This window comes from Microbacterium immunditiarum (assembly GCF_013409785.1).
Taxonomy (GTDB): domain Bacteria; phylum Actinomycetota; class Actinomycetes; order Actinomycetales; family Microbacteriaceae; genus Microbacterium; species Microbacterium immunditiarum.
Map to the genome: position 1 here is coordinate 2,226,081 of NZ_JACCBV010000001.1, position 24,752 is coordinate 2,250,832.

Genomic DNA, 24,752 nt, shown 5'->3' on the forward strand with positions numbered 1-24,752 from the left:
GATGAGCACCCCTGTCCCGTCCGCGCCTGCGCCCGAACCCGAAACGGGCGAGCGCCGCGGCTCCGCACTCTCGATCGAGGGCATCGGCCTGCAGATCGGCGGAGCGACCATCCTGAAAGACGTCGACCTCGACGTTCCCGCGGGCTCGCTCGTGGGCGTCATCGGGCCGAACGGCGCCGGCAAGACCACGCTCTTCAACGTGGTGTCGGGACTCGTCGTCCCGACCGCCGGCCGCATCCGGATGGACGGCGAAGACATCACCAACACGTCCGTGCCCGCGAGGGCGCGGGCGGGACTGGGGCGCACCTTCCAGACCTCGAGCCTGTTCCCGCGGCTGAGCGTGCTCGAGAACGTGCGGCTGGCCGCGCAGGTCGCGCTCGGCGGCGCCACGTCGCTGTTCCGATTCCCGACGAAGACGGATGCCGCGACACTGACCGCGCTCGAGAAGCTCGAGGCCGTCGGGCTCTCGCACAAGCTCGACACGCCCGCGGGAGACATCTCGCACGGCGACAAGCGCAAGCTCGAGATCGCGGTGCTGCTGGCCACCGACGCGAGCATCGTGCTGCTCGACGAGCCGATGGCGGGCGTCGGGTCCGGTGACGTCGAAGGCCTGGTCGAGAACATCCGGGTGCTGCACCGCGAGACCGGATGCACCGTCCTCATGGTCGAGCACCACATCGACGTGCTCATGGGCCTCGTCGAGAAGGTCGCCGTCATGTACTCGGGGAGCATCATCGCCTACGACACGCCGCAGAGCATCATGGCCGACCCGCTCGTGCAGTCCGCGTACCTGGGGAGCGCAGCATGAGCACGGAACCCATCCTCACCGTCAGGAACCTGCGCTGCTCGATCGCGGGGCAGCAGGTCGTCGAGGACGTCACGTTCGAGGTGCCGGCCACCGGCATCACGGCCGTACTCGGCCGCAACGGCGTCGGCAAGACCTCTACGCTGCGCGGCATCCTCGGGCTCATCCACCGCCGCGGAGACGTCCGCCTCGGCGGTGAGCGCATCGACGGGCTTCCGCCGCACAAGGTCGTCCAGCGCGGCGTCGGCTACGTCCCCGAAGACCGCGAGGTGTTCGCATCGCTCACGGTGGCCGAGAACCTCGCGCTCGCGGAGCGTCAGCGCAACCCGCGCCGCGAATTCGTCGCCGAGCTGTTCCCCGACCTCGTGGCGCGTCGCGACCAGGCCGCGGGAACCCTTTCGGGCGGACAGCAGCAGATGGTCTCGGTCGCCCGGGCGCTGCTCAACGACAACCGACTCCTGCTCGTCGACGAGCCCACGAAGGGCCTCGCGCCGAAGATCGTGGGCGAGGTAGCCGACGCGCTCGCCGAGGCGTCGCGCACCGTCCCGATCCTGCTCGTCGAGCAGAACCTCGACGTCGTACGGCGCCTCGCGAAGGACGCCATCGTCATCAGCGCGGGCCGGGTCGTGCACGTCGGCGACGCAGCGGAGCTCCTCTCCGACGACGACATGACCCGCCGGCTCCTCGGCGTGCACGTGGAGGCGGCCGCATGAGCACCGTCGTCCTGACCGTCATCACGGGCGTCGGCCTCGGCGCCCTGTACTTCCTCGTGGCATCCGGTCTCAGCCTCATCTACGGCCTGATGCACGTGCTGAACTTCGCGCACGGCGCGTTCCTGACACTGAGCGCGTTCGCCGGATACCTCGTGGCCGGCTCCCTCGGCACGCAGTCGTGGGGCTCGTTCCTCGTTTCGGTGCTCGTCGGCGCCGCGGTCGGAGCGCTGTTCGCCACCGTGACCGAGCTCGTGCTGATCCGTCCGCTGTACGAGCGGCACATCGAGCAGGTGCTCGTCACGGTCGGCCTCTCGTTCGCCGCCGTCGCGCTGTTCGAGGGCATCTGGGGCACCGACCCCATCAACATCTCCGGCCCGCCATGGCTGCGCCAGACGACAGAAGTGCTCGGCGCCCGCATCCCGAACACGTACTGGGTGCTCATGATCGCGGCGGCGCTCGTGCTCCTGTCGCTCGTGCTGTTCCTCCGCAAGACGCGATACGGCATGATCATCCGCGCAGGCGTCGAGAACCGGTCCATGGTCACCGCGCTCGGCATCGACGTGCGCACCTCGTTCACGCTCGTGTTCGCGATCGGCGGCGCGGCGGCCGGGATCGGCGGCGTGCTCGCCATGCACTACTCGACGTTCGTGTCGGCCCATCTCGGGCAGACGCTGCTCATCTTCGCGTTCATCGTGACCGTGGTGGGCGGCCTCGGGTCGCTCACCGGTGCGGCTGTGGCATCCGTCCTCGTCGCGGTGCTGCAGCAGTTCGCCAATTTCTACCTCGGCGGCACCGGTGACTTCATCGTCGTGATCCTTCTCGCGGTCGTGCTGCTCGTGCGCCCGCGAGGTCTGCTCGGGAGGAAGGCATGAGGCGGTTCATCCCCGCGATCGCGGGCGTCGTGCTGGTCGTCTTCATGGCGATCCTGCCGCTGCTGAACATCTCGATCCCCGGGATCCTCCCGACGCCGACGTACATGCCGGGCACGCTCGCGCTGCTGTCGCTGTGCATGGTGTTCGCGGCGCTCGCGCTGTCGTACAACCTGCTGCTCGGCTCGGCCGGCATGCTGTCGTTCGGCCATGCGCTGTACTTCGGCGCGGGCGCCTACGGCCTCGGCATCGCGCTCGAGCACTTCGGCGTGCCGCTGTGGCCCGGCGTGTTCCTCGCGCTCGTGGGCGGCATGATCGTCGGCATGGCCACGGGGGCGGTCGCGATGCGGGTGGCGGGGATCCCGTTCGCGATGGTCACGCTCGCGTTCGCACAGGCGGGCTCCGTGCTCGTGCGGCGCAACTCCGCGGTGACCGGCGGTGAGGAGGGGCTGAGCCTCGCGACCGAGCAGGTGCCCGACTTCCTCGTCGGCGTGATCAACACGCGCAACCTCTACTGGCTGTGCCTGGTCGTCCTCGTGATCGTCTACCTCGTCACGCTGTGGGTCGACACGTCCCGCCTCGGGCACCTCGCGCGCGCGACCCGCGAGAACGAGCAGCGCGTGCGCGTGCTGGGGCTGCAGCCGTACCGCGTGCGGCTCGCGGTGTTCGTCATCGCGGCGGTGCTCGCGAGCCTCGCCGGCGTCGCATACCTGCTGCTGCAGTCCGGCACGGTGCCGCGCGCGGTGTCGGCCGACCTCACGATCACGATCCTCGTGATGGTCGTGCTCGGCGGCGTCGGCTTCCGGTGGGGTGCGATCCTCGGCGGCGTGCTCTACACGCTCCTCGACCAGCGCCTCACGGTGCTCGCCGGGTCCGAGGCGATCGCAGGGCTTCCCGAGTTCCTCCGCGTGCCCCTGTCGGAGCCGCTCTTCCTTCTCGGCGTGCTGTTCATCATCGTCGTGATGTTCCTTCCCGGCGGAATCGCGGGCACGATCGACGCATGGGTGCGCCGCCGCCGGGGCGAGCGCGTGAGGGGAGCCCTCCGCACGATGGACGATGCCGAAGACGAGACCTCCTCGCCGGTGGAGGTGAAGGCGTGATCGAGCCGCACGACGAGCCGCACACGATCGGCCGCTGGCTGACCGATCGTGCCGCGCAGTCGCCCGAGCGCATCGCGATCGACGACCGCGGGGTAACGATCGCGTACGCCGAGCTCGCGCGCCGCGCGGAGGCGCTCGCCGAGGCGCTGCGCGACGCGGGTTACGGCCCGGGCCACCGCGTCGCGACGGTGTCGGGCAACTCGACGGACCACGTCGTCGCATTCTTCGCATGCGCGCTCGCAGGTCTCGCGTTCGTGCCGCTGTCGTGGCGGCTCACCCCGAGCGAGCTGTCTGACGTCGTGTCGCGCTGCGCCCCCGCGCTCGTGCTCGTCGAGGACGAGTACAGCGCGCTCGCGGCCGAGGCGCTGCGGGGCTGGTCGGGCGCGGGGCCTGTGCCGCCGGTCGCTCCCCTCGGCACGACGGGCGTCGAGATCGCGGTGCCCGCTCCGCACGAGACCCGCGCCGCGCGCCTCGTGCGCGACGACGACCCGCTGCTCGTCATCTTCACGTCGGGCAGCGAGGCGGCGCCCAAGGGCGTCGTGCTCACGCACGCGAACTGCTTCTGGAACAACCTCGCACTCGCCCGCGCACTGCCGCTCACGCACGACGACGTCGTGCTCGCGATGCTCCCGCAGTTCCACGTCGCCGCGTGGAACTGCCAGCCGCTGCTCGGGTGGTGGACGGGTGCGACCGTCGTGCTCGAGCGCTCCTTCCAGCCGGGCCGCGTGCTGCAGCTCATCGGCGAGCGCCGCGTCACGGCGATGATGGGCGTGCCGACCCAGTACGCGCTCCTCGCGGCCGACCGCGACTGGGAGTCGAGCGACCTCTCGTCGCTGCGCCTCGCGCTGGTCGGCGGTGCGACGATGCCCGACGCGCTGCAGCGCACGTGGACCGACCGCGGTGCGCCGCTCACGCAGGGCTACGGTCTCACCGAGGCCGGTCCGAATGTCCTGCACGCACCATCTGACGGAACCGCCCGCCCGGGCACGGTCGGCCGCCCGTACCCGTACGTGCAGACGTGCGTGGTCGACACCGAGACGCTGCTGCCGCTCGACGGCGACGCGACGGGGGAGCTGTGGGTCGCCGGTCCGAGCGTCTTCGCCGGATACCTGGGCGACGCGGATGCCACCCACCGGGCCATGCGCGACGGCTGGCTGCGCACGGGCGACGTCGTGCACCGCGACGAGGACGGCGTCTTCCGCATCGTCGACCGCCTCAAGGACATCTTCATCTCGGGCGGCGAGAACGTGGCGCCCGCCGAGGTGGAGGCGGCGCTGACGCGGCATCCGCTCATCGAGTCGGCGGCCGTGGTCGGCGTGGCCGACCCCGTGTGGGGGGAGCGCGGGGTCGCGTTCGTCGTGCCGACGACCGGGGCTGTCCTGTCGGACGACGAGGTCCTCGCACACGCGCGGCGACACCTCGCCGCGTTCAAGGTGCCCGTGCGGGTCGAGTTCGTGGAGGCGCTGCCGCGCTCCACGATCGAGAAGCTCGCGCGGGCGCGCCTGCGCGAACGGGCCGAGCGCCTGATGGCCGGTGCGGAACGAAGGGATCGAGTATGAGCCTGCACGACAGCGTCGACATGGCCGAAGAAGAAGCGCCCGTGTCGTCGGCGACCGGCCGTCCGCTCACCAAGCGCGGCGAAGCCACGCGCACGCGGCTGCTGGAAGCCGCCGAGGCGGTCTTCGCCGAGCAGGGGTACCACGAGGCCTCGATCGTCAAGATCACCGAGCGCGCGGGCATCGGGCTGGGCACCTTCTACCTGTACTTCGACAGCAAGCAGACGATCTTCGAAGCGCTCGTGCTCGACCTCAACCGCCGTGTGCGCCGCTCGATGTCCGAGGCAATGGCCGGAGCGGGCTCGCGCCTCGAAGCAGAGCGCGCGGGCTTCTCGGGCTTCTTCCGCTTCACCGCCGCGCACCCCTCCCTCTACCGGGTCGTGCGCGAGGCGGAGTTCGTCTCGCCGGAGACGCTGCACTTGCACTACACGCGCATCGTCGAGGGCTATGAGGCGGGACTGCGCGCGGCTCAGCAGGTCGGCGACGTCGATCGCCGGCTCGACCCGACCGTGACGGCGTGGGCGCTCATGGGCATGGGCGAGCTCGTCGGCATGCGCTTCATCCTGTGGGAGCGCGACGAGAAGGGCCGCCCGCCCGCCGAGCTCGACCAGGAGATCTTCGACGCGCTCATGCGCTTCATCGACAACGCACTCGCGCCGCGTGAGGGCGCGGCATCCGACTCGTCCCAGGAAGGCGGCCGATGACCACCGAACACGACCTCGAAGGCCGACGCGCGATCGTCACCGGCGGCGCCAGCGGCATCGGACTCGCGTGCGCGCACGAGTTCGCCCGTCGCGGCGCCCACGTGATCGTCGCGGACGTCAATGCCGAATCGGCGGATGCCGCGGCCGCTGCGGTCGGCGGTGAGCCGTGGGTCGTGGACCTGTCCGACACACGCTCGCTCGAGTCGCTGTCGCTCGAGGCGGACATCCTCGTGAACAACGCCGGCATCCAGCGCGTCGCGCCGATCACGGAGTTCGATCCGGAGAACTTCCGGCTGCTGCTGCGGCTCATGCTCGAGTCGCCGTTCCTGCTCATCCGCGCGGTGCTTCCGGGCATGTACGAGCGGGGCTGGGGTCGCATCATCAACATCTCGAGCGCGCACGGCCTGCGTGCGAGCGCGTACAAGTCCGCGTACGTGTCGGCCAAGCACGGGCTCGAGGGACTCTCGAAGGTAACGGCGCTCGAGGGCGCGCCGCACGGTGTGACGAGCAACTGCATCAATCCTGCGTACGTGCGCACACCGCTCGTCGAGAAGCAGATCGCAGACCAGGCGCGCGTGCACGGCATCCCGGAGAGCGAGGTGGTCGAGAAGATCATGCTCACCGAGACGGCGGTCAAGCGGCTCGTCGAGGCCGACGAGGTGGCATCGCTCGCGGGATGGCTCGCGTCGGACAAGGCCGGCATGGTGACCGGCGCCTCGTACACGATGGACGGCGGATGGACGGCTCGATGACGCACACCTATCGCACGATCGACGTCCCCGTGCGAGGGGGCGACCTGCGCGTGGGCGTGTGGGAGCCGGACGGAGAGCGCACCGTCGACGTGCTCGCCGTGCACGGCGTGACGTCGTCGCACCTCGCGTGGCCGTTCGTCGTCGACGCGCTGCCCGGCGCACGGATCATCGCGCCCGACCTGCGAGGTCGCGGCGCGAGCACGGAGCTGGAGGGTCATGCGGGCATGAATGCGCACGCCGACGACCTGGCGGCCGTGCTCGACCTGCTGGAGGTGCCGCGGGCACTCGTCGTCGGACACTCGATGGGCGCGTTCGTCAGCCTCGTGTTCGCGGACCGGCACGCCGACCGCGTGTCGCGCCTCGTGCTCGTGGACGGCGGGCTTCCGCTCGACGTCCCCGCCGGCATGTCGCCCGACGAGGTCATCCAGCATGTGCTCGGCCCGACCGCGGAGCGCCTCGCGATGCGGTTCGCCTCGACGGGGGACTACCTCGACTTCTGGCGCGCGCACCCCGCCTTCGCGAACGACTGGACGCCCGAGCTCGAGCGCTACCTCGCGTACGACCTCGTGGGGGAGGAGCCCGAGCTGCGGCCCGCGACCTCGTACGAGACGGTGGCCGAGGACTCGATCGACCAGAACACGGGCACCGCCCTCGCCGACGCGCTGGCGGGGCTGCGGCATCCGACCGTCTTCCTGACCGCCGAGCGCGGCCTGCTCGATCAGGTGCCCGCCCTTTATGCAGCCGAGCGCATCCCGACGCTGATCGAGCAGTACCCCGGGCTGCAGCACGTGGCCGTGCCGGGCGTGAACCACTACACGATCGTGCTTTCCAAGCGGGGGGCGGATGCCGTCGCCCGCATCGTCCGCGAGGAGCCGGTCGTCTCGAGCCCGGGCGCCTGAGCCTGTCAGCGGCCGGCGGCCTGGATGCGCGACGTGAGCTGGTGCGCGTGCGCGAGGAGCGTGCGGGTCAGCTCGGGAAGCCGGTCGGCCCCGAAGCGGAACTCGACGCCCGTGATGCTGAGGGCCCACTGCGGGTGGCCCTCCTTCGTGAACACCGCGGCGCCCATGCCGTAGCTGCCTTCGACGATGAGTCCGGGGTTGAGCGCGCAGCCGCGCTCGACCGTCTCGCGCAGTCGCACGCGCAGGCGGGCCTCGCTGTGGGCGGCGCCCCAGCGTTCGGCGAGCTCGCGGTGGCGCTCGAAGTAGGCGTCCACATCGTGAGGCGGCAGGAACGCGAGGATCGCGAGGCCGGCCGATGCCACGCCGAGCGGGAAGCGCACGCCCTCGCTCAGCACGAACGAGCGGATCGGGAAGCTGCCCTCCTCACGGAGGAGGCACACCGTCTCGTCGCCGCGCCGCACCGACAGGAAGGCGCTCTCCTCGGTGCGAACGGCGAGCGAGCGCACGATGTCGCGCGCGATCGCCGTGATGTCGTATCTCGAGGCGGCGACGGTTCCCATGAGGTACAGCTCGGGTCCGGGCATCCAGCGCCCCGTGCGCTCGTCGAGGTCGACGAGCCCCTCCGCGCGCAGCGCCGACAGCAGCCGGTGCGTCGTCGGCCGCGTCAGCTGCGCGCTGCGGGCGAGCTCCGCGACGGGAGCGCCCTCGTCGCCGCCCGCCGTCACCAGCCGCAGGAGGCGTGCCGCCCGCGACACGGACTGCGTTCCCGGGATCGCATTCCTCGGCGCGGTGTCCACGATATGGACACTAGGCCCCAGTTGATCCACATCGCAAGTCCCGGCGTGCGCGAGCGCACCGGCAGTGGTGACGATGGAGGCACACGGTGAAATCGACACGTACGAAGGAGTACCGGGTGATCGACAAGACGTACCCGTCCGCCGCCGAGGCGGTCGCCGACATCCCAGACGGCGCGACCCTCGCGGTCGGCGGCTTCGGCCTCTCGGGCAACCCCGTCGGCCTCATCGAGGCGCTGCTCGCGCAGGGGACGACCGACCTCAGCATCGTCTCGAACAACTGCGGGGTCGACGACTGGGGCCTGGGGATCCTGCTGAACGCCAAGCGCATCCGCAAGATGACGTCGTCGTACGTGGGTGAGAACAAGGAGTTCGAGCGCCAGTTCCTGTCAGGCGAGCTCGAGCTCGAGCTCACGCCGCAGGGCACCCTCGCCGAGAAGCTGCGCGCCGGAGGATCCGGGATCGCCGCCTTCTACACCCAGACGGGCGTCGGCACGCAGGTCGCGGAGGGCGGCCTTCCGCGCCGGTACGCACCCGACGGCAGCATCGCGGTCGCATCGCCCGCGAAGGACGTGCGCACGTTCGACCTGAACGGCGGGCCTCGCGAGTTCGTGCTCGAAGAGGCGATCGTCACCGACTTCGCCCTCGTCCACGCGCTGCGCGGCGACCGGCACGGCAACCTCGTCTTCAACAAGGCCGCGCGCAACTTCAACCCGCTCGCCGCGATGGCCGGCCACGTGTGCATCGCGCAGGTCGAGGAGCTCGTCGAGCCTGGTGAGCTCGACCCCGACAGCATCCATCTTCCCGGCGTCTACGTGCACCGCATCGTGGAGGTCGGAACCGACATCGAGAAGCGCATCGAACGGCGCACGGTCTCAGTCGCACAGGCCGCCGCGCGCGAGATGCCGGAAGGAGCATGACCGTGGGCCTGACCCGCAACGAGATGGCCGCGCGCGCCGCGCGCGAGCTCTCCGACGGCTCGTACGTCAACCTCGGGATCGGCCTGCCGACCCTCGTGCCGAACTTCGTCCCCGACGACGTCACAGTCGTGCTGCAGTCCGAGAACGGCATCCTCGGGGTCGGGCCGTACCCGACGGAAGAGAACGTGGATCCCGATCTCATCAATGCAGGCAAGGAGACGGTCACGACGCTTCCCGGCACCGCGTTCTTCGACTCGGCGACGAGCTTCGGCATGATCCGCGGCGGCAAGATCGACGCGGCGATCCTCGGCGCGATGCAGGTCTCGGCGAAGGGCGACCTGGCCAACTGGATGATCCCCGGCAAGATGGTCAAGGGGCCGGGGGGCGCGATGGATCTGGTGCACGGCGCCGGCAAGGTCATCGTGCTCATGGAGCACGTCGCGAAGGACGGCTCGGCGAAGATCGTGAATGAGTGCTCGCTGCCGCTCACCGGCAAGGGAGTGGTCGACCGCATCATCACCGACCTCGGCGTCATCGACGTCACGCCCGCCGGCCTCGTCCTCGTCGAGGTCGCGCCCGGCGTGACGGTCGACGAGGTGATCGCCGCGACCGAGCCGCCGCTCACTGTGTCCGACCACCTGCAGGTCGTGGCAGGGGTCAAGGAGCCCGTGGAGGAGAACTCATGAACAACGACGACATCGTCATCGTCGCCGCCGCCCGCACGCCGCAGGGACGGCTCAAGGGCCAGCTCGCGCCGCTGACCGCGGTGCAGCTCGGCAGCGCCGCGATCCGCGGAGCGCTCGAGAAGGGCGGCATCCCCGCCGGCGAGGTCGACGCGGTCATCGTCGGCCAGGTGCTGCCGGCCGGCTCGGGACAGAATCCCGCGCGCCAGGCCGCGGTCGGCGCGGGCCTCGGATGGGACGTGCACGCGTCCTCGGTCAACAAGGTGTGCCTGTCGGGGCTCACCGCCGTCATCGACGGGGCCCGTATGCTCGCCGCCGGCGACGCGAGGGTCGTCGTGGCCGCCGGCATGGAGTCGATGACGCGCGCACCGCACCTGCTCATGGGCTCGCGGGACGGCTGGACGTACGGCTCGGTCGAAGTCCTCGACCACATGGCGTACGACGGGCTCACCGACGCGTATGACCGCGAGAGCATGGGCGCCTCGACCGAGCGGCGCAACCCCGAGCACAAGGTCACGCGCGAGGACCAGGACTCCGTCGCGGCCCGGTCGCACCGGCGCGCTGCCGCTGCGTGGGACTCGGGCGTCTTCGCCGACGAGATCGTCGAGATCGAGATCCCGCAGCGCAAGGGCGACCCCATCCGCGTGACGCGCGACGAAGGCATCCGCCCCGAGACGACCGTCGAGACCCTCGCCCGCCTGCGCCCCGCCTTCGCGGAGGGCGGCACGATCACGGCGGGCAACTCGTCCCAGATCTCCGACGGCGCGTCGGCGATCGTGCTGACGACGCGCGCCCACGCCGCCGAGAAGGGGTGGGCCCTCCTCGCGGTCGTCGGCGCGTCGGGGCAGGTCGCCGGGCCCGACAACTCGCTGCAGGCGCAGCCCGCCAACGCGATCGAGAAGGCCTGCGCGAAGCAGGGCATCACGCCGGCCGACCTCGACTTCGTCGAGATCAATGAGGCGTTCGGATCGGTCGTGGTCGCGTCGCAGCGCCGGCTCGGCCTGTCGGACGACATCGTGAACATCCACGGCGGCGGCATCGCGATCGGCCATCCGATCGGCGCATCCGGGAACCGGCTCGTCGTCCACACCGTGCACGAGCTCGTGCGCCGCGGAGGAGGCACAGCCGCGGTCGCGCTGTGCGGCGGCGGCGGGCAGGGCGACGCGCTCATCATCACGCGCTGAGCCACAGGCGACACAGATCCGCCCGTGCGACCTCGCCAGGTCGCACGGGTGGATCGCGCCTGTCACCGCCGGACGCTCTTGCGCAGGATCTTGGACTCCTTGCCGTGCACGGGGGAGTCGGCGGGAGCGAGCTCGCCGTGGCGGGCGCGGCGCACATCGACGACGGCGCCGATCGCGAGCGCGAGCGAGATGCCCCAGCTCAGCCACGCGAGAGCCGTGCGCCACGTGAACTGGTCGTCGCGCAGGCCGCGCAGCAGCGTGATGCCGCCGGTGATCGCGGTGAGCAGGCCGGTGCCGAACAGGTACTTGCGCATGCGACCACGCTAGCGCCCGCATGTCAACGCGGGCGTCGGGGTTGCGGGCTCGCGATAGCCTGGCTATTGCCGCGTCCCCCCGAGTGAGGAGCCCGCGTGTCCGGAGCCGAGTTCGTCGTCGTCGCCAACCGTCTGCCTGTCGATTGGTCGCCCGACTCGGCGGAATCGGGCGACGGCGAGGGCTCCTGGCGGCGCTCGCCCGGCGGTCTCGTGACGGCACTCGAACCGGTCATGCGCCGCACCGACGGAGCGTGGGTCGGCTGGCCGGGGCGGCCTGGTCTCGAGGTCGACCCGTTCGAATTCGACGGCGTGAATCTCGTGCCCGTCGCGCTCAGCGTCGAAGACGTCGAGCTCTACTACGAGGGCTTCTCGAACGAGACGATCTGGCCGCTGTACCACGACGTGATCGCCGTGCCGCGCTACCGCCGCGTCTGGTGGGACTCCTACGTGCGGGTGAATCGCCGATTCGCGGATGCCGCCGCCGACGTCGCCGCCGAAGGCGGCACGGTGTGGGTGCAGGACTACCAGCTGCAGCTCGTGCCGCAGATGATCCGCGAGTCGCGTCCGGACCTCACGATCGGCTACTTCCATCACATCCCGTTCCCGGCATATGGCCTGTACTCGCAGCTGCCGTGGCGGCGTCAAGTGCTCGAGGGACTGCTCGGAGCGGATGTCGTCGGATTCCAGCGCGTCGCCGACGCCGGCAACTTCGCGCGCGCGATCCGTCGCCTGCTGCACTATGAGACGCGGTCTTCGCGCATCACGGTGCCCGAGGCCGACGGCAGTACGCGGTCGGCGCTCGCCCGTGCGTATCCGATCTCGATCGACACCGAGTCGTACATCGAGCTCGCGAAGCGTCCCGACGTGCAGGCGCGCGCCGCCGAGATCCGCGAGAGTCTCGGCAACCCGTCGAAGATCCTCCTCGGAGTGGACCGGCTGGACTACACCAAGGGCATCCGCCACAGGATGAAGGCGTACGGCGAGCTGCTCGAAGACGGCCGGCTCGACGTCGAGCACACCACCCTCGTGCAGGTCGCGAGCCCGAGTCGCGAACGCGTCGATGCGTACGTGCAGCTGCGCGACGAGATCGAGCTCACCGTGGGGCGCATCAACGGCGACCACGACACGATGGACCATACCGCGATCCGGTATCTGCATCAGGCGTACCCGCGCGAGGAGATGGTCGCGCTCTTCCTCGCCGCCGACGTCATGCTCGTGACCGCGCTGCGGGACGGCATGAACCTCGTCGCGAAGGAGTACGTCGCGTCGCGCATCGACAACCGGGGCGTCCTCGTGCTGAGCGAGTTCACCGGCGCGTCCGACGAGCTCGGATCGGCCCTGCGGGTCAACCCGCACGACATCGAGGCGCTCAAGGACACGATCATGCGCGCCGTCGTGATGCCGCCGGCCGAGCAGGGGCGCCGCATGCGGGCGCTGCGTCGCAAGGTCATCGAGAACGATGTCGAGCGCTGGTCGAGGTCGTTCCTCGACGCGCTCGAGGTCGCCCGCGCCGAGAAGGGCCGACGACCGAGGAGGGCCACAGCGTGAACATCCCCGACGACGCCGAAGAGACGCTGCACGCCGAGCTGCGGCGGATCGCCGCATCCGACCATCTCCTCGTCGCCCTCGACTTCGACGGCACGCTCGCACCGCTCCAGGACGTCCCGCTCGACGCCCGCATGCTGCCCGAGGCGGCGGCGGCCGTCGAGGCGCTCACGACCGAGCCGGGCGTCACGGTCGCCTTCGTGTCGGGGCGCAGCCTCGTCGACCTGCGACACATCGCCGAGCACCGCGACGACTCGCCGATCTACCTCGCCGCGTCGCACGGCGCCGAGTACTGGCTCCCGGGGGAGGGGCCGCGCGAGCCCGTCGAGGACGAGGGCGACGTCGCCCTGCGCGACGAGCTGCGCGCGCACGCCGAGTCGCTCGTGTCGAAGTACGAGGGCGTGTGGATCGAGCCGAAGACGTTCGGCTTCGCCGTGCACACGAGATTGACGGATGCCGCGACCGCCGCGCGCGCCGACGCCGAGGTCGATGACCTCGTGGCCGCCGAGGCGCCGTCGTGGCGGCGCCGCACGGGACGGAACATCGTCGAGTACGCGTTCCGCGACGAGGGGAAGGACACCGCCGTCCGCACGCTCCGCGAGCTCACGCACGCCGACGCGGTACTCTACGCGGGTGACGACGTGACCGACGAGGACGCGCTGGGCAGCCTCGGCCCGGGCGACCTCGGGATCCTCGTCGGCGACCGGCCTTCCGCCGCGCGGGTCCGTGTGGACAGCATCCCGAAGATGGCCTCCGCTTTGGAGCTCCTCGCGCAAGAGAGGCGTCGCGCCCGGATCTAGACTGGGGCAATGCCACAGTCCGGAGAAGCGATCGACATCAAGCCGCGCAGTCGCGTGGTGACCGACGGCATCGAAGCCACGACTTCTCGCGGAATGCTCCGCGGCGTCGGGATGGGCGACGAGGATTGGGACAAGCCGCAGATCGGCATCGCGTCGAGTTGGAACGAGATCACGCCGTGCAACCTGAGCCTCGACCGGCTCGCGCAGGGTGCCAAGGAGGGCGTGCACGCCGGCGGCGGCTACCCGCTGCAGTTCGGCACGATCTCGGTCTCGGACGGCATCTCGATGGGTCACGAGGGCATGCACTTCTCGCTCGTGTCGCGCGAAGTCATCGCGGACTCGGTCGAGACCGTCGTCATGGCCGAGCGCCTTGACGGCACCGTGCTGCTCGCCGGGTGCGACAAGTCCATCCCGGGCATGCTCATGGCATCGGCGCGCCTCGATCTGTCGAGCGTGTTCCTCTACGCCGGATCGATCGCGCCCGGCTGGGTGAAGCTCTCCGACGGCACCGAGAAGGAGATCACGATCATCGACTCCTTCGAGGGAGTCGGGGCGTGCGTCGCCGGCCGCATGAGCGAGGCAGACCTCAAGCGCATCGAGTGCGCGTTCGCACCCGGTGAGGGTGCGTGCGGCGGCATGTACACCGCCAACACCATGGCGTCGGTCGCCGAGGCGCTGGGGCTCTCGCTCCCCGGCTCGGCCGCGCCGCCGTCGGCCGACCGCCGCCGCGACGCGTTCGCGCATCGCTCGGGCGAAGCCGTCGTCAACCTGCTGCGGCTCGGCATCACGACGCGCGACATCCTCACGAAGGAGGCGTTCGAGAACGCGATCGCCCTTGCGATGGCGCTCGGGGGATCGACCAACGTCGTGCTCCACCTCCTGGCGATCGCGCGCGAGGCGGACGTCGAGCTGAGCCTCCACGACTTCAACCGCATCGGCGACAAGGTTCCGCACGTGGCGGACATGAAGCCGTTCGGCCAGTACGTCATGAACGACGTCGACCGCCACGGCGGCATCCCGGTCGTCATGAAGGCCATGCTCGACGAGGGCCTCCTGCACGGCGACGCGCTCACCGTGACGGGCAAGACGCTCGCCGAGAACCTGCGCGACCTCGACCCCGACCCGGTCGACGGAAAGGTCATCCACCGGTTCGACGACCCGATCCACGCGACGGGCGGCATCACAATCCTGCACGGGTCGCTCGCGCCCGAAGGCGCGGTCGTCAAGACCGCCGGCTTCGACGCCGCCGTGTTCGAAGGACCCGCGCGAGTGTTCGAGCGGGAGCGCGCCGCGATGGACGCGCTCGAGGCCGGCGAGATCGACGCGGGCGACGTCGTGGTGATCCGCTACGAGGGCCCGAAGGGCGGCCCCGGCATGCGGGAGATGCTCGCGATCACGGCGGCCATCAAGGGCGCTGGGCTCGGAAAAGATGTACTACTCTTGACGGACGGACGATTCTCAGGCGGCACAACCGGCCTGTGCATCGGCCACATAGCACCCGAAGCGGTGGACGCTGGTCCCATCGCCTTCGTGCGCGATGGTGATCTGATACGGGTCGATATCGCGGCTCGCTCTCTCGACCTACTCGTCGACGAGGCCGAGCTGAGTTCCCGCCGCTCTGGCTGGGAGCCCCTTCCTCCGCGCTATACCCGTGGCGTCCTTGCCAAGTACTCCAGACTCGTGCGCTCCGCCGCTGAAGGCGCCGTGACGGGGTGACGCCCGTCGGTCGTCGAGAAACGGCGCTGCCGCGCTTCGCACCCTGACCCACAGATCCGAGGATCCATCACCATGTCCGCCGACTCCGCCCCGGCCGTTCCCCGGCCTCCCGCCCGCACCGCGTCCGCGCCCGTGCTCACGGGCGCCGAGGCGGTCGTCCGCTCGCTCGAGCTGCTCGGCGTGACCGACGTGTTCGGTCTGCCGGGCGGCGCCATCCTGCCCGTGTACGACCCGCTCATGGACGCGTCGAAGATCCGCCACATCCTCGTGCGGCACGAGCAGGGCGCCGGTCACGCCGCCGAGGGCTACGCCGCGGCATCCGGCAGGGTCGGCGTCGCGATCGCCACCTCCGGTCCCGGCGCGACCAACCTCGTCACCGCGATCGCCGACGCCTACATGGACTCGGTCCCGATCGTGTGCATCACGGGGCAGGTCTTCTCGAACCTCATGGGGACGGATGCCTTCCAGGAGGCCGACATCGTCGGCATCACGATGCCGATCACGAAGCACTCGTTCCTCGTGAAGCGCGCCGAGGAGATCCCCGGCGCGATCGCGGCGGCGTTTGAGATCGCCGGCACCGGCCGCCCCGGCCCCGTGCTCGTCGACATCACGAAGGACGCGCAGCAGGCCGAGGTGCCGTTCGTGTGGCCGCCGAAGATCGAGCTCCCCGGCTACCGACCGGTGACGAAGGCGCACGGCAAGCAGATCCAAGCCGCGGCGCGGCTGCTCGCCGAGGCGAAGAAGCCCGTGCTGTACGTCGGCGGCGGCGTGATCCGCGCCGGCGCGGCGAGCGAGCTCGTGACCTTCGCGGAGTCGACCGGAGCCCCGGTGGTGACGACGCTCATGGCGCGCGGGGCGTTCCCGGACTCGCATCCGCTGCACCTGGGCATGCCCGGAATGCACGGCACCGTCCCCGCGGTGCTCGCGCTCCAGGAGGCCGACCTCCTCCTTGCGCTCGGCTCACGCTTCGACGACCGCGTGACGGGCAAGTCCGCGCTGTTCGCGCCGCACGCGAAGGTCGTGCACGTCGACATCGACCCGGCCGAGATCTCGAAGATCCGCACGGCCGACGTACCCATCGTGGGCGACCTGAAGGACGTGCTCGTCGACCTCGACGCCGCGTTCGCCGGGGCGACAGGCGGCTCGAAGCCCGACATCGCCGCGTGGTGGTCGTTCCTCGACGGCCTTCGCGACGAGTTCCCGCTCGGCTTCTCGCCCACGAGCGACGGCCTGCTCGCGCCGCAGTACGTGATCCAGCGCATCGGGGAGCTGACCGGACCCGAGGGCGTCTACGCCGCGGGCGTGGGTCAGCACCAGATGTGGGCGGCGCAGTTCATCAAGTACGAGCGTCCCAACGCGTGGCTCAACTCGGGCGGCGCCGGGACGATGGGCTACGCGGTGCCCGCTGCGATGGGCGCGAAGGTCGCCGAGCCCGAGCGCGCCGTGTGGGCGATCGACGGCGACGGCTGCTTCCAGATGACCAATCAGGAGCTCGCCACCTGCGCGATCAACAACATCCCGATCAAGGTCGCGATCATCAACAACTCGTCCCTGGGCATGGTGCGCCAGTGGCAGACGCTGTTCTACGACGGCCGCTACTCCCACACCGACCTCGAGACAGGCCACGGCACGGCGCGCATCCCCGACTTCGTGAAGCTCGCGGAGGCGTACGGGTGCCTCGCGATCCGCGTCGAGAAGGAGGAGGACGTCGACGCGGCCATCCGCACCGCCCTCGAGACCAACGATCGCCCGGTCGTGATCGACTTCGTCGTGAGCGCCGACGCGATGGTGTGGCCGATGGTGCCGCAAGGCGTGAGCAACAGCTACATCCAGTACGCGCGCGATCACTCGCCGGCGTTCGAGCAGGAGGCGTGAGATGCCGAGTCATGTGCTGAGCCTTCTCGTCGAGAACAAGCCCGGTCTGCTCACGCGCGTCGCGGGACTGTTCGCGCGTCGCGGATTCAACATCGAGTCGCTCGCCGTGGGCGTGACCGAGGTGCCCGGATTGTCGCGCATCACGGTCGTCGTCGACGTCGAGGAGCTTCCGCTCGAGCAGGTCACGAAGCAGCTGAACAAGCTCGTGAACGTCATCAAGATCGTGGAGCTCGACCCCGGGGCATCCGTGCAGCGTGAGCACATGCTCATCAAGGTGCGCGCCGACAACCAGACGCGCTCCAACGTGCTCGAGGTCGTCAGCCTCTTCCGCGCCCAGATCGTCGACTACGCGCCGGACGCGCTCGTCGTCGAGGTGACCGGCGACAAGGGCAAGGTCGAGGCGTTCCTGCGGGCCGTCGAGCCCTTCGGCATCAAGGAACTCGCCCAGTCCGGCCTTCTCGCGATCGGCCGCGGCGGCAAGTCCATCACCGAGCGCGTCGCGCGCGGCTGACCCGAAACCTGCTTGCTCGCCCCGGTCGTTGGGCGAGCGAAGCGAGACGAAACGACGACACCAAGGAGAAACACGAAGTGACCGAGATCTTCTACGACGCCGACGCCGACCTGTCGATCATCCAGAGCAAGAAGGTCGCGATCGTCGGCTACGGCTCGCAGGGCCACGCGCACGCCCTCAACCTGCGCGACTCGGGCGTCGAGGTCGTCGTCGCCCTGAAGGAGGGCTCCAAGTCGATCGAGAAGGCGCAGGAGGCGGGCTTCGAGGTCAAGACGGTGGCGGATGCCGCGGCCTGGGCCGACGTCATCGTGATCCTCGCGCCCGACCAGCACCAGCGCGGCATCTACGCCGAGTCGATCAAGGACAACCTGAGCGAGGGCAAGACCCTCCTGTTCAGCCACGGCTTCAACATCCGCTTCGGCTACATCCAGGCGCCCGAGGGCGTCGATGTCGTCATGGTCGCCCCGAAGGGCCCGGGCCACACGGTTCGCCGCGAGTACGAAGCAGGCCGTGGCGTGCCGGTCATCGTCGCGGTCGAGAAGGACGCGTCGGGCCAGGCGTGGGACACCGCGTGGTCGTACGCGAAGGCGATCGGAGGCCTGCGCGCGGGGGGCATCAAGACGACATTCACAGAAGAGACCGAGACCGACCTCTTCGGCGAGCAGGCCGTCCTGTGCGGTGGCGTCTCGCAGCTCATCGAGTACGGGTTCGAGACGCTGACCGAGGCGGGCTACCAGCCGCAGATCGCCTACTTCGAGGTGCTGCACGAGCTCAAGCTCATCGTCGACCTCATGTGGGAGGGCGGCATCGCGAAGCAGCGCTGGAGCGTCTCCGACACCGCCGAGTACGGTGACTACGTCTCGGGCCCGCGCGTCATCGACCCGCGCGTCAAGGAGAACATGAAGGCCGTTCTCGCCGACATCCAGTCCGGCGCGTTCGCGAAGCGTTTCATCGAGGACCAGGACAACGGCGGCGCCGAGTTCTACGCCCTCCGCGAGAAGGCTGCCCAGCACCCGATCGAGGGCGTCGGCAGGGAGCTGCGCGCCCTGTTCGCGTGGAAGCAGACCGACGAGGACTACACCGAGGGCTCCGCCGCGCGCTGAGCTGACCTCGGCTTCGAGACGGCCTGCCGATCCGGCACGGCTTCCGCCGGTCGTCGTCGCCCCCAACCGGGGCGGCGGCGGCCGGCGTTCTCGTTGCCGCAGCAGTGAGCATCTGCGCCGAAGTGGCGCGGCCGAGGGCGTCCCGCCCACTACGCTGGCACCGTGACAGCGGGACGCGACGACGACGCCCTGACGTGGGAGGGCGACGACGACCCCACGCTCGACGTCGGTGCGGCCGCCCCGGCCGGGGCAGAGCCAGAGCCCGAGCCCGACGCGACGAAGGTCCTCCCCGAGGGCTTCACGGCCGTGGGCAAGGGAAGCGAGGAGTTCGCCAAGGGCGCGGATGCCGACGAGACGACGGCCCTCGGCGGTCGCGAGACCGAAGTGCTCGCCGATCGCGAGACGGCGGGCGCGGCATCCGCTTCGCTCGGCAATGCCGCCCTCATCGGCCTCGGCGTCCTCGGCGGCATTTACCTCCTCTACGTCATCGGATGGATCGTCGGAGGTCTGCGCCTGCGCGGCACCGCGCAGTTCCTCGTCTCGCCGGTCGCGTACGACGTCGCGATGTGGCTCGCCGCCGCGAGCCCCGTCATCTGGTTCGGGGCGGTCTACGTCCTGACGCGCACCTCGCCCCTGTGGGTGCGCTTCGTGTGGCTCGCCGCCGGTGCGCTCCTGCTCATCCCGTGGCCGTTCATCATGGTGGGGGCGATCGGGCGATGACCGACATGACGGATGCCACGCCCACCCGCCCCATGCCGGTGTGGCTCACCGCGACGATCGCCGGGGTGTTCGGCCTCTTCTACGCGTACGCGGTGTGGAACGCGCTCGCGTTCCTCCTGATCCAGGCGACCGGCCCGCTCGGGCTGAACGGGTACGGGTGGGCTCTGCTGCTCTCAGCGGTGATCTTCCCGCTGATCGCGTTCGCGATCGCGTTCTGGCTCGGCTACCGGCGTCGCGCGGGCGAGTTCGCCCTCGCGCTGCTCGCCGGCCTCGGTCTCGTCGCGGTGTTCTGGCTCAACGTCGTGGGGTACGCGACCGTCTACGGCGCGTCGCTCCTCGGTGGGTGAGACGTAGCGGAGCGTCACGAGTTCAAGCGCGGCAGGCGCCTCGCGCTAGGCTGGGGAACGGCCTCGCCGCCTGCCGATCGCGGGCCCGAGCGAGGAACTTCCACCGCACCGTCGCATCCGAATCGCTCTGGCATGCCCGCTCCGAAGGACCATCACGTGACGAAGCCCGTCGTCCTCATCGCCGAACAGCTCTCTCCCGCCACGATCGACGCACTCGGACCCGACTTCGATGTGCGTCATGTCGACGGAACGGACCGTTCGGCGCTGCTGGCGGCGCTGGCAGACGCGCACGCGGTGCTCATCCGCTCGGCGACGCGCATCGACGGCGAGGCGCTCTCCGCTGCTCCGCAGCTGAAGGTCGTGGCCCGCGCGGGCGTCGGCCTCGACAACGTCGACATCAAGGCCGCCACGGCCGCGGGCGTCATGGTCGTGAACGCCCCGACGTCGAACATCATCTCGGCGGCCGAGCTCACGATCGGCCACATCCTGAGCCTCGCGCGCCACATCCCGGCCGCCCACGCCTCGCTGGCGGGCGGCGCGTGGAAGCGCAGCGCCTACACCGGGACCGAGATCTTCGAGAAGACGGTCGGCATCATCGGCCTCGGCCGCATCGGCGGCCTCATCGCCGAGCGCCTGCGCGCCTTCGGCGTGCGGGTGGTGGGCTACGACCCGTACGTGACGCCGGCCCGCGCGTCGCAGCTCCAGGTCGAGCTGCTGAGCTTCGACGAGGTCCTCGCGCAGAGCGACTTCGTCACGGTGCACATGCCGAAGACGCCCGAGACGACCGGGATGATCGGCACCGAGCAGCTGAGCTCGATGAAGCGCACCGCCTACCTCGTGAACGTCGCGCGCGGGGGCTTGGTGGACGAGGACGCGCTCTACCAGGCGCTGTCGGACGGCGTGATCGCGGGCGCCGCGCTCGATGTGTTCACGAGCGAGCCCCCCGTCGACGGCGGCTCCGCCCACCGGCTGCTCACCCTGCCGAACGTCGTCGTCACGCCGCACCTCGGCGCGTCGACCGACGAGGCTCAGGAGAAGGCGGGCATCTCGGTCGCACGCTCGGTCAAGCTCGCGCTCGAGGGCGACCTCGTGCCCGACGCCGTCAACGTCGCGGGCGGCGTCATCGACCCGTTCGTGCGCCCCGGCATCGCGCTCGTCGAGAAGCTCGGGCAGTTCTTCACCGGCCTCGCGCACGGCGCGCTCACGAGCCTCGACATCGAGGTGCGCGGCGAGCTCGCCGCTTACGACGTGAGCGTCTACCGCCTCGCGGCGCTCAAGGGCATCTTCACGCGCATCGTCTCCGAGAACGTGTCGTACGTGAACGCACCGCTGTTCGCCGAGCAGCGCGGCATCGAGGTGCGCCTCATCGTGGAGGCCGAGAGCCCGCTGTACCGCAACATCACGATCCTGCGCGGCACGCTCGCCGACGGCACGGTCCTGACGGTCGCCGGCACGCTCGCGGGCACGCGCATGGTGCCGAAGGTCGTGGGAATCAACGGGTACGAGATCGAGGTGCCGTTCGCGCAGTACCACCTCGTGATGCGGTACCAGGACCGCCCGGGAATCGTCGCGATCTACGCGAAGGAGCTCGGCGACCAGAACATCAACATCGAAGGGCTCCAGGTCGCGCACCCCGACGCGAGCGGCCGGGCCCTGTCGGTGCTGACCGTGGACTCGCCCGTGCCCGAGGCCGTGCTCAACCAGATGCGCGAGGCCGTGGGCGCCGACCTCTTCCGGCAGATCGAGATCACCGAAGACTGACCCGTAGCCTGGAGCCCTGCGCGTTCCGCGCACCCCACCCCGAGCAAGGAGAGCAATGTCGCGCGTCGTGAAGCTCGCTGTCATCCCCGGTGACGGAATCGGACCCGAGGTCATCGCCGAGGCCGAGAAGGTGCTCGACGCGGCGACCGCGGGCAGCGGCATCCGGTTCGACAAGACCCGCTTCTCGCTGGGGGCCGCGCGCTATCTCGAGACCGGCGACACGCTGACGGACGCCGACCTCGACGCGATCAGGCAGCACGACGCGATCCTCCTCGGGGCCGTCGGGGGAGTGCCAGGCGACCCGCGCCTCAAGGACGCGAACATCGAGCGCGGGCTGCTGCTCAAGCTCCGGTTCGAGCTCGACCACTACGTGAACCTGCGGCCGTCGAAGCTGTACGCGGGGGCGCCGGGCCCGCTCGCCGAGCCCGGCGACATCGACTTCGTCGTCGTGCGCGAGGGCACCGAGGGGCCGTACGTCGGCAACGGCGGCGCGATCCGCAAGGGCACGCCGCACGAGGTCGCGAACGAGACGTCCGTCAACACCGCGTTCGGCGTCGAACGCATCGTGCGCTACGCGTTCGACCTCGCGGAGCAGCGGCGCAAGAAGGTCACGCTCGTGCACAAGACGAACGTGCTCGTGCACGCGGGCTCCATGTGGAAGCGTATCGTCGACGATGTGGCGCGGGAGCACCCCGAAGTCGACGTAGACTACCTGCACGTCGATGCGGCGACGATCTTCCTGGTCACGAACCCGGGCCGCTTCGACGTGATCGTCACCGACAACCTCTTCGGCGACATCCTGACCGATCTGGCCGGCGCCGTCACAGGAGGCATCGGCCTCGCCGCTTCGGGCAACATCAACCCCGACGGCGCGTTCCCCTCGATGTTCGAGCCCGTCCACGGTTCGGCGCCCGACATCGCAGGTCAGCAGAAGGCCGATCCCACCGCTGCGATCCTTTCCGTCGCGCTGCTGCTCGATCACCTCGGGCTGCGCGACGAGGCCGCCCGCGTCACCCGCGCGGTCGAGGCCGACGTCGCGGCACGCGGGACCGCTGCCCGCACCACCGCCCAGATCGGCGACGCCATCGCCGGAGCCGTCCAGGCGTAACCTGGAGTCTCCGGCACGTCGCCACACAGAACCTCAGGACGTGACATGACCCTCATCGACTCCGACCCGGACACCGGACTCGCTCCGCTCGAGTTCGCCGTCCACCGCAACCTCCAGGCGAAATCCGCCGCTGAGCGCGAGAAGATCCTCGAGAACCCGGGCTTCGGCACGAGCTTCACCGACCACATGGTCGACATCTGCTGGTCGGTCGGCGGCGGGTGGCACCGCCCGCGCGTCCAGCCTTACGGCCCGCTCTCGCTCGACCCGGCCGCAGCCGTGCTGCACTACGGTCAGGAGATCTTCGAGGGCATCAAGGCCTACCGTCACGCCGACGGGTCGATCCACACGTTCCGGCCCGATCAGAACGGCAGGCGGATGCAGCGCTCCGCGCGTCGCCTCGCGCTGCCCGAGCTTCCCGTGCCGTACTTCATCCAGTCGCTGCGCGAGCTCATCGCGGTCGACGGCGACTGGGTTCCCGCAGGCGATGACCAGAGCCTGTACCTGCGGCCGTTCATGTTCGCCAAGGAGGCGTTCCTCGGCGTGCGCCCCGCGCACAAGGTCGGCTACTACGTGATCGCGTCGCCCGCGGGTGCGTACTTCAAGGGCGGCGTGCAGCCGGTGTCGATCTGGCTCAGCGAGGACTACGCGCGCGCCGGCAAGGGCGGCACGGGTGCTGCCAAGACGGGCGGCAACTATGCGGCGAGCCTTCTGCCGCAGTCCGAGGCGTATGAGAACGAGTGCGACCAGGTCGTGTTCCTCGATCAGGACGGCAACGTCGAAGAGCTCGGCGGCATGAACGTCGTGTTCGTCTTCAAGGACGGCACGCTGGTGACCCCCCAGTCCGAGTCGATCCTCGAGGGCGTCACGCGCGACTCGATCCTGCAGCTCGCGCGTGATCGTGGCCACAAGGTCGAAGGGCGCGCGATCTCGCTCGCGGAGTGGCGCGAGGGCGTGGCATCCGGCGACATCGTCGAGGTGTTCGCGTGCGGCACCGCCGCCGTCGTCACCCCGATCGGCGTGCTCAAGGGCAAGGACTTCCTCGACGAGCAGCCCATCGGCGAGCTCGCGCTGTCGCTGCGCGAGGAGCTGACAGACATCCAGTACGGGCGTCGCGAAGACAAGCACGGATGGCTGCTTCGGCTCGACGATTGACCGTTCGGGAGCGGACGGCGTCGGAGCCGGTGGATAGGGTGATCCGGTGAGAATCGCGCGCTTCAGTCACCAGGACTCCATCCGGTTCGGCATCGTCGACGACACCGACCTCGTCGTCCTCTCGGGCGACCCGATGTTCGCGGGCTTCGACACGACCGGCGAGCGCGTGCCCGTGTCCGACGCCGTGCTCCTGGCGCCCGTCATTCCGCGGTCGAAGATCGTGTGCGTTGGCCGCAACTACCGCGACCATGCCGCCGAGCTCGGCAACGACGTGCCCGACGCGCCGATGCTGTTCTTCAAGCCCAACACATCGGTGATCGGGCCGGGTGACACGATCGTGCTGCCGTCGCAGTCGTCGCGCGTCGACTTCGAGGGGGAGCTGGCGGCGGTCATCGGCCGCATCGCGAAGAGCGTGCCGGCCGAGGACGCGCTCGAGTACGTGTTCGGATACACGATCGCGAACGACGTCACCGCACGCGATCTGCAGAAGACCGACGGCCAGTGGGCGCGTGCGAAGGGCTTCGACACGTTCTGCCCGCTCGGGCCGGCGATCGAGACCGACTTCGACGTCGCGGGCGACGCAGTGATCACGACGCGCGTGAACGGCGAGGTGCGGCAGCAGGGTCCGATCAGCGACATGATCTTCTCGCTCGCCGACGTCATCGCGTACGCGTCGGCCGCGTTCACGCTCCTGCCGGGCGATGTCATCCTGACGGGCACGCCTGCGGGCGTCGGCCCGTTCGTCGCGGGCGACACCGTCGAGGTCGAGATCACGGGTCTCGGCACGCTGCGCAATCCCGCGCGTGCCGCGTGACGGCGCC

The 24,752-nt window shown here is 70.1% G+C and carries 25 protein-coding genes; 23 read left to right on the forward strand and 2 right to left on the reverse strand.

The genetic code is table 11. The features are described from left to right. The first annotated feature begins 1 nt into the window (after position 1). The 8 genes from BJ991_RS10305 to BJ991_RS10340 are packed head-to-tail and all read left to right on the forward strand — an operon-like array spanning position 2 to position 7,398. A complete protein-coding gene (locus tag BJ991_RS10305; protein ID WP_179489722.1) occupies positions 2 to 808 on the forward strand; it encodes an ABC transporter ATP-binding protein in 807 nt (268 codons plus the stop codon). Then, on the forward strand, positions 805 to 1,518 hold the full coding sequence (locus BJ991_RS10310) for an ABC transporter ATP-binding protein (RefSeq protein WP_179489724.1): 714 nt from the start codon (positions 805 to 807) through the stop codon (positions 1,516 to 1,518). The genes BJ991_RS10305 and BJ991_RS10310 overlap by 4 nt, the downstream gene beginning before the upstream one ends. Next, a complete protein-coding gene (locus BJ991_RS10315) occupies positions 1,515 to 2,390 on the forward strand; it encodes a branched-chain amino acid ABC transporter permease (RefSeq protein ID WP_179489726.1) in 876 nt (291 codons plus the stop codon). Before BJ991_RS10310 ends, BJ991_RS10315 begins: the two co-directional genes overlap by 4 nt. Further along, the gene (locus tag BJ991_RS10320) at positions 2,387 to 3,487 is read left to right on the forward strand and encodes a branched-chain amino acid ABC transporter permease (protein WP_179489728.1); all 1,101 of its coding nucleotides are present in this window, start codon (positions 2,387 to 2,389) and stop codon (positions 3,485 to 3,487) included. Before BJ991_RS10315 ends, BJ991_RS10320 begins: the two co-directional genes overlap by 4 nt. After that, positions 3,484 to 5,046, forward strand: coding sequence for a class I adenylate-forming enzyme family protein (locus BJ991_RS10325; protein ID WP_343048713.1), 1,563 nt, complete (start codon positions 3,484 to 3,486; stop codon positions 5,044 to 5,046). Before BJ991_RS10320 ends, BJ991_RS10325 begins: the two co-directional genes overlap by 4 nt. Beyond that, on the forward strand, positions 5,043 to 5,747 hold the full coding sequence (locus BJ991_RS10330) for a TetR/AcrR family transcriptional regulator (RefSeq protein WP_218852923.1): 705 nt from the start codon (positions 5,043 to 5,045) through the stop codon (positions 5,745 to 5,747). Before BJ991_RS10325 ends, BJ991_RS10330 begins: the two co-directional genes overlap by 4 nt. Then, positions 5,744 to 6,499, forward strand: a complete 756-nt coding sequence (locus BJ991_RS10335; protein ID WP_179489732.1) for a 3-hydroxybutyrate dehydrogenase — start codon at positions 5,744 to 5,746, stop codon at positions 6,497 to 6,499. The genes BJ991_RS10330 and BJ991_RS10335 overlap by 4 nt, the downstream gene beginning before the upstream one ends. Further along, a complete protein-coding gene (locus tag BJ991_RS10340) occupies positions 6,496 to 7,398 on the forward strand; it encodes an alpha/beta hydrolase (protein ID WP_246301075.1) in 903 nt (300 codons plus the stop codon). The genes BJ991_RS10335 and BJ991_RS10340 overlap by 4 nt, the downstream gene beginning before the upstream one ends. 5 nt (positions 7,399 to 7,403) lie before the next feature. Here BJ991_RS10340 and BJ991_RS10345 read toward each other — a convergent pair whose 3' ends face one another. After that, positions 7,404 to 8,195, reverse strand: coding sequence for an IclR family transcriptional regulator domain-containing protein (locus tag BJ991_RS10345; protein ID WP_179489736.1), 792 nt, complete (start codon positions 8,193 to 8,195; stop codon positions 7,404 to 7,406). Positions 8,196 to 8,311: 116 nt separating this feature from the next. Here BJ991_RS10345 and BJ991_RS10350 point away from each other — a divergent pair, with 116 nt between their 5' ends. The 3 genes from BJ991_RS10350 to BJ991_RS10360 are packed head-to-tail and all read left to right on the forward strand — an operon-like array spanning position 8,312 to position 10,979. Then, positions 8,312 to 9,112 carry a 3-oxoacid CoA-transferase subunit A gene (locus tag BJ991_RS10350; RefSeq protein ID WP_179489738.1) on the forward strand — a complete coding sequence of 267 codons (801 nt, stop codon included), beginning with the start codon at positions 8,312 to 8,314 and terminating at the stop codon, positions 9,110 to 9,112. Positions 9,113 to 9,114: 2 nt separating this feature from the next. Continuing rightward, complete coding sequence (locus tag BJ991_RS10355) at positions 9,115 to 9,798, forward strand: 3-oxoacid CoA-transferase subunit B (RefSeq protein WP_179492707.1); 684 nt, start codon at positions 9,115 to 9,117, stop codon at positions 9,796 to 9,798. Further along, the gene (locus BJ991_RS10360; protein ID WP_179489740.1) at positions 9,795 to 10,979 is read left to right on the forward strand and encodes an acetyl-CoA C-acetyltransferase; all 1,185 of its coding nucleotides are present in this window, start codon (positions 9,795 to 9,797) and stop codon (positions 10,977 to 10,979) included. Before BJ991_RS10355 ends, BJ991_RS10360 begins: the two co-directional genes overlap by 4 nt. Before the next feature lie 62 nt (positions 10,980 to 11,041). Here BJ991_RS10360 and BJ991_RS10365 read toward each other — a convergent pair whose 3' ends face one another. Continuing rightward, entirely contained in the window at positions 11,042 to 11,293 is a 252-nt protein-coding gene (locus BJ991_RS10365; RefSeq protein ID WP_179489742.1) for a hypothetical protein, read from the reverse strand. Between the two features lie 96 nt (positions 11,294 to 11,389). Between BJ991_RS10365 and BJ991_RS10370 the strand changes: the two genes are divergently transcribed. From BJ991_RS10370 to BJ991_RS10425, 12 genes are all read left to right on the forward strand, one after another. Further along, positions 11,390 to 12,841, forward strand: coding sequence for a trehalose-6-phosphate synthase (locus BJ991_RS10370; protein ID WP_179489744.1), 1,452 nt, complete (start codon positions 11,390 to 11,392; stop codon positions 12,839 to 12,841). After that, on the forward strand, positions 12,838 to 13,638 hold the full coding sequence (gene otsB / locus BJ991_RS10375) for a trehalose-phosphatase (protein WP_343048714.1): 801 nt from the start codon (positions 12,838 to 12,840) through the stop codon (positions 13,636 to 13,638). The genes BJ991_RS10370 and otsB overlap by 4 nt, the downstream gene beginning before the upstream one ends. Positions 13,639 to 13,647: 9 nt before the next feature. Further along, a complete protein-coding gene (gene ilvD / locus BJ991_RS10380; protein WP_179489746.1) occupies positions 13,648 to 15,354 on the forward strand; it encodes a dihydroxy-acid dehydratase in 1,707 nt (568 codons plus the stop codon). Between the two features lie 72 nt (positions 15,355 to 15,426). Beyond that, on the forward strand, positions 15,427 to 17,229 hold the full coding sequence (locus tag BJ991_RS10385; RefSeq protein WP_179489748.1) for an acetolactate synthase large subunit: 1,803 nt from the start codon (positions 15,427 to 15,429) through the stop codon (positions 17,227 to 17,229). Position 17,230: 1 nt separating this feature from the next. Further along, positions 17,231 to 17,740, forward strand: coding sequence for an acetolactate synthase small subunit (gene ilvN, locus BJ991_RS10390; protein ID WP_179489750.1), 510 nt, complete (start codon positions 17,231 to 17,233; stop codon positions 17,738 to 17,740). A 77-nt stretch (positions 17,741 to 17,817) separates the two neighbouring features. Continuing rightward, positions 17,818 to 18,843: a ketol-acid reductoisomerase gene (gene ilvC / locus BJ991_RS10395; RefSeq protein ID WP_179489752.1), complete on the forward strand. Its 1,026-nt coding sequence runs from the start codon at positions 17,818 to 17,820 to the stop codon at positions 18,841 to 18,843. A gap of 162 nt (positions 18,844 to 19,005) precedes the next feature. Then, complete coding sequence (locus tag BJ991_RS10400) at positions 19,006 to 19,563, forward strand: DNA polymerase III subunit gamma/tau (protein ID WP_179489754.1); 558 nt, start codon at positions 19,006 to 19,008, stop codon at positions 19,561 to 19,563. Further along, positions 19,560 to 19,910, forward strand: coding sequence for a bacitracin resistance protein (locus tag BJ991_RS10405; RefSeq protein WP_246301076.1), 351 nt, complete (start codon positions 19,560 to 19,562; stop codon positions 19,908 to 19,910). The genes BJ991_RS10400 and BJ991_RS10405 overlap by 4 nt, the downstream gene beginning before the upstream one ends. 156 nt (positions 19,911 to 20,066) lie before the next feature. Beyond that, positions 20,067 to 21,671 carry a phosphoglycerate dehydrogenase gene (serA, locus tag BJ991_RS10410; protein ID WP_179489756.1) on the forward strand — a complete coding sequence of 535 codons (1,605 nt, stop codon included), beginning with the start codon at positions 20,067 to 20,069 and terminating at the stop codon, positions 21,669 to 21,671. 55 nt (positions 21,672 to 21,726) lie between these two features. After that, a complete protein-coding gene (locus BJ991_RS10415; RefSeq protein ID WP_179489758.1) occupies positions 21,727 to 22,779 on the forward strand; it encodes a 3-isopropylmalate dehydrogenase in 1,053 nt (350 codons plus the stop codon). A gap of 45 nt (positions 22,780 to 22,824) precedes the next feature. Next, on the forward strand, positions 22,825 to 23,931 hold the full coding sequence (locus tag BJ991_RS10420) for a branched-chain amino acid aminotransferase (protein WP_179489760.1): 1,107 nt from the start codon (positions 22,825 to 22,827) through the stop codon (positions 23,929 to 23,931). Between the two features lie 46 nt (positions 23,932 to 23,977). After that, positions 23,978 to 24,745 carry a fumarylacetoacetate hydrolase family protein gene (locus BJ991_RS10425; protein WP_179489762.1) on the forward strand — a complete coding sequence of 256 codons (768 nt, stop codon included), beginning with the start codon at positions 23,978 to 23,980 and terminating at the stop codon, positions 24,743 to 24,745. Positions 24,746 to 24,752 lie beyond the last annotated feature (7 nt).